The organism is Mesorhizobium sp. M8A.F.Ca.ET.021.01.1.1 (assembly GCF_003998025.1).
Classification (GTDB): Bacteria; Pseudomonadota; Alphaproteobacteria; order Rhizobiales; family Rhizobiaceae; genus Mesorhizobium.
Genome location: NZ_RZSJ01000617.1, coordinates 1 through 3575, shown reverse-complemented (window position 1 = coordinate 3575; position 3575 = coordinate 1). Strand labels below are relative to the sequence as shown.

Sequence of the window (3575 nt, the reverse complement as noted above, 5' to 3'; positions counted from 1 at the left end):
CCCACACCCCGGCCCCGGTATTCGACTGATGTCATCAGCTTGGCGATCTCGGCCCGATGCGGCTGGTTGGGCGGGCAGTCGAGCAGCAAGGTGACCGTCCCGACCAGAGCCCCGCCGTCCCAGGCCCCGAGCACCATTCTTTCTCCTCGTGCCGCCGCGGCCAGCGACGTCTCCCAGAATGCCCTTGCCGCTTCCGCCGCCAGCGGATGCATGAAGCTGACAGATCCGCCGGCGGCAACCGTTTCGACCAGCAGATCGGTCAGCATTGCAAGAGTTTCCCGGCTGGCGGTCAACGGCCCGATTTCGATGGTATTCATACCTGGTCCTCTGGAAACGATTACCGGGGTCGATGGCGCCGGCGTCATTCGAGATGGTGCGACCGCCGGCGCTTGCGCGCGGCCTTGATGGCGCTGATGCGTTCGGTGTCTTCTTCACTGAGATGTCGCCCGCGCTCCAGGATTTCGAGCGTGTATTCCTCATAGGTCAGGCCCAGCCGCTCAGCCTTGTCCATGCGCATCAGCATGACGTCGCGGCTTGGCGCCTTCCACGCCTTGGCGTGCGCCGCCTGCCAGGCCAGGAAGATGTAAGGGTCGCCCTTGCCCCATGGCGGCCCCTTGTACTCGTCAAGAGGCGGCCCCCCATTGTGGGAGCGCGTAGGCCGTCTTGCCATGACGTCAGCCCCTGACCAGAGCGACGAGATAGTCGGCGCCCGGCTCCAGGGCATGGAAGGTGCAATCCGACGGCGCCCCGAGCGCCAGGCAGTCGCCCGGTTCGAGCCTGTGCACCTGATCGCCTTCGGTGAATTCGAGTTTTCCCGAGATCAGCCAGATCTGCTGCTTGATGAAGGCGTAGGAAGCCGCGGGCAAGCTGACCTTCGCGCCCGCAGGCAGATGGACCTTGATCAGTTCGAGCGGCATGTCGCAGGCCGGCGACAGATGCCGCCTGACATAGCCTGTATCGGGGTCGCGCCATACCGGCTGGTCGGCCGCGCGCAGCAGTCCCCCGCTCTGCAGTTCCGCGCGCGCGATGAGGGTCGACAGCGTCATGCCGAAGGCCGCCGCAATGCGCACCAGAAGTGCGGCCGTCGGGCTGGTCATGCCGCGCTCGATCGTGCTCAGCATCGCCTTGGAAACGCCGGACCGTTCGGCGAGTTCGGCCAGCGACCAGTCCCGCATGATCCTCTCGGCGTGGATCCTCTTGCCGATGGTCGAGGAAATATCGTTCGCTATATCATCCATTCGTCCATTATAGCGAAACAACAAGACAGGTGAAGAGCCATCTCACGATAATTTTCACAGGGTCCTTAATCCTCTCTACACCATCCGACCTCATCCGACCTTAACCCCGTTCCTGTAGGCTCCGTCTCCAGGGAAATGGGGATTGGCCTGTCCATGTATGTCGAACGCGAAGCTTCCGTCGGAGAACCGACATCGCAGGAGCGCCGCAACGCAGAGCAGAACGACCGGCGCATCCTCGGCAACGTCGTGCAATGCGACGGCGCGCGCGCCACAATCAGCGCCTATGCCGACGATGTCGACGGTGCGATCACCGGCCTGTGGACGGTTGGCAAGATGATCTCCATCAATCTGGGCACGACGCGCACCGTTGGCCTGGTCTATGCGATCGGCAAGTCGGATCGGGCCTGGAGCAATGAAGGCCAGAACGCCATCGAGGTCAGCATCGAACTGATCGGCGAAGTGCGCGACGGCGCCGAACCCGGCGCCAAGCCGATCTTCGACCGCGGCATCACCAGCTATCCGCATATCGGCGCCGTCGCGCACCGTATCCGCACCCGCGACCTGCAGGCCGTCTATGACCTGGCCGGCCGCCATTCCATCACCATCGGCTCGCTGGCGCAGGACGAGGCCATCGCCGCCAACATCGCCATCGATGATACGCTTGCGCGCCATTTCGCCATTGTCGGCACGACCGGCGTCGGCAAGTCGACCGCCGTGTCGCTGCTGCTGCGCAAGTCGATCGCGGCGCGACCCGACCTGCGGATCCTGATCCTCGATCCGCACAACGAGTTCGCCGCCTCGCTGCCCGAATATTGCGTCCGGGTCGATTCCAAGACGCTCGACCTGCCGTTCTGGATGTTCACGCTGGAGGAATTCGCCGAAGTGCTGTTTCGCGGACGCGAAACGGTGCCGGAAGAGATCGACGCCCTTCGCGACCTCGTTCCGCTGGCCAAGAACCTCTACCGCAACCCCAATTCAGGCGCCTACCTCAGGCGCGGCAACGATGCGCTGACCGCCGATACGCCGGTGCCTTACCGCATCGCCGACCTGCTCAAGCAGATCGACGAGCGCATGGGCATGCTCGAAAGCAAGAACGATCGCCCGACGCTCAAATCGCTGAAGACGCGCATCGAATCCGCGGCTGCCGATCCGCGCTACCGCTTCATGTTCAATTCGCGCCTGATCGAGGACACCATCCACGAGACGATCGGCAACATCTTCCGCGTGCCGCACCATGGCCGCCCGGTAACCTGCTTCGAGATGGCCGGCATGCCCTCGGAAGTGGTCAATTCCGTCTGCTCCGTGCTGGCGCGCCTGGCCTTCGACCTCGCTTTGTGGAGCGAAGGCAAGCTGCAGCTCCTGTTCTTGTGCGAGGAAGCGCACCGCTACATGCCGGCCGATTCGCGCCTCGGCTTCGCGCCGACCCGGCATGCGCTGTCGCGCATCGCCAAGGAAGGCCGCAAATATGGCTGCTATCTCGGCGTCGTCACCCAGCGCCCGGGCGAGCTGGACCCGACCATCCTGTCGCAATGCTCGACCTTCTTCGCCATGCGGCTTGCCAACGAGCAGGACCAGGCGATCATCCGCTCGGCAATCGCCGACTCGTCCGCCTCGACGCTCGCCTTCCTGTCTTCCATGGGGCAGCGCGAGGCGATCGCCTTCGGCGAAGGCGTGGCGACGACCATGCGGCTGAAATTCGAAAGACTGCCCGCTCACCTGCTGCCTGGCACGGCCAAGCACGAGGAAGAAGTGACGAAAGCCGGCGAGGTCGACCTGGTGGCGATCGTGGAGCGGCTGCGCAACGTGCCGAAGCCACAGAGCCAGGCGATACCATTTGCCGAGGTGGTCGATTCCGGCCGCCAGGCCGGCGATCCCGACTACCGCAAACCGCCGGCGACGGCGCGCGTGCAGTCGGACGAAGATTTCGACACACGCTACGGCCTCAAACCCGCGACCTTCGGCCTGCGCCCACAGAACGATTGAACCTAACAGGTCTCTGATCTCATCGGCATTCACGCTTGGCCAAATCCCGAAAGGGAATTCGTCAGGCCGAATTGAATGACGTGGCTTTCGAGAAGCCGGAGCGGAGCGGACATTCAGTCCGTGAGCTCAGTTCTACTGCGACGCAGTAGAACGGGGAAGTCGAGAAAGCCGCATCAGGCAACCGGCCTCATGAATTCTTCTTCGGGATTTTAGGCGCAGACGCGATTGCGGCCTTGCCTCTTCGCTTCGTAGAGCTGGCGGTCGGCGCGGCGATAGAACTCTTCGGCGGTTTCCTTGCGGTCCCATACGGCGAGGCCGACGCTGGTCGTGATCTTGAGCCGGACATTGTTGCCG

Annotated in this window: 5 protein-coding genes; 1 reads left to right on the top strand and 4 read right to left on the bottom strand. The window is 63.6% G+C overall.

All coding sequences use genetic code 11. The features are described from left to right. The 3 genes from EOA36_RS30880 to EOA36_RS30870 all read right to left on the bottom strand — a co-directional run. The coding region (locus EOA36_RS30880; RefSeq protein WP_145969389.1) for a GNAT family N-acetyltransferase at window positions 1-317 on the bottom strand (317 nt) is incomplete at its 3' end. A gap of 44 nt (window positions 318-361) precedes the next feature. Further along, on the bottom strand, window positions 362-670 hold the full coding sequence (locus EOA36_RS30875) for a hypothetical protein (protein WP_127280697.1): 309 nt from the start codon (window positions 668-670) through the stop codon (window positions 362-364). A 4-nt stretch (window positions 671-674) separates the two neighbouring features. Beyond that, window positions 675-1238 carry an XRE family transcriptional regulator gene (locus EOA36_RS30870; RefSeq protein ID WP_127280696.1) on the bottom strand — a complete coding sequence of 188 codons (564 nt, stop codon included), beginning with the start codon at window positions 1236-1238 and terminating at the stop codon, window positions 675-677. A gap of 153 nt (window positions 1239-1391) precedes the next feature. On the opposite strand from EOA36_RS30870, the gene EOA36_RS30865 reads away from it, so the two are divergent. Next, window positions 1392-3221, top strand: a complete 1830-nt coding sequence (locus EOA36_RS30865) for an ATP-binding protein (RefSeq protein ID WP_127280695.1) — start codon at window positions 1392-1394, stop codon at window positions 3219-3221. Between the two features lie 209 nt (window positions 3222-3430). Here the strand turns inward: EOA36_RS30865 and EOA36_RS30860 are convergent. Then, window positions 3431-3575, bottom strand: a 145-nt coding sequence (locus EOA36_RS30860) for a diguanylate cyclase (protein WP_127280694.1), incomplete at its 5' end; no start/stop codon positions are given.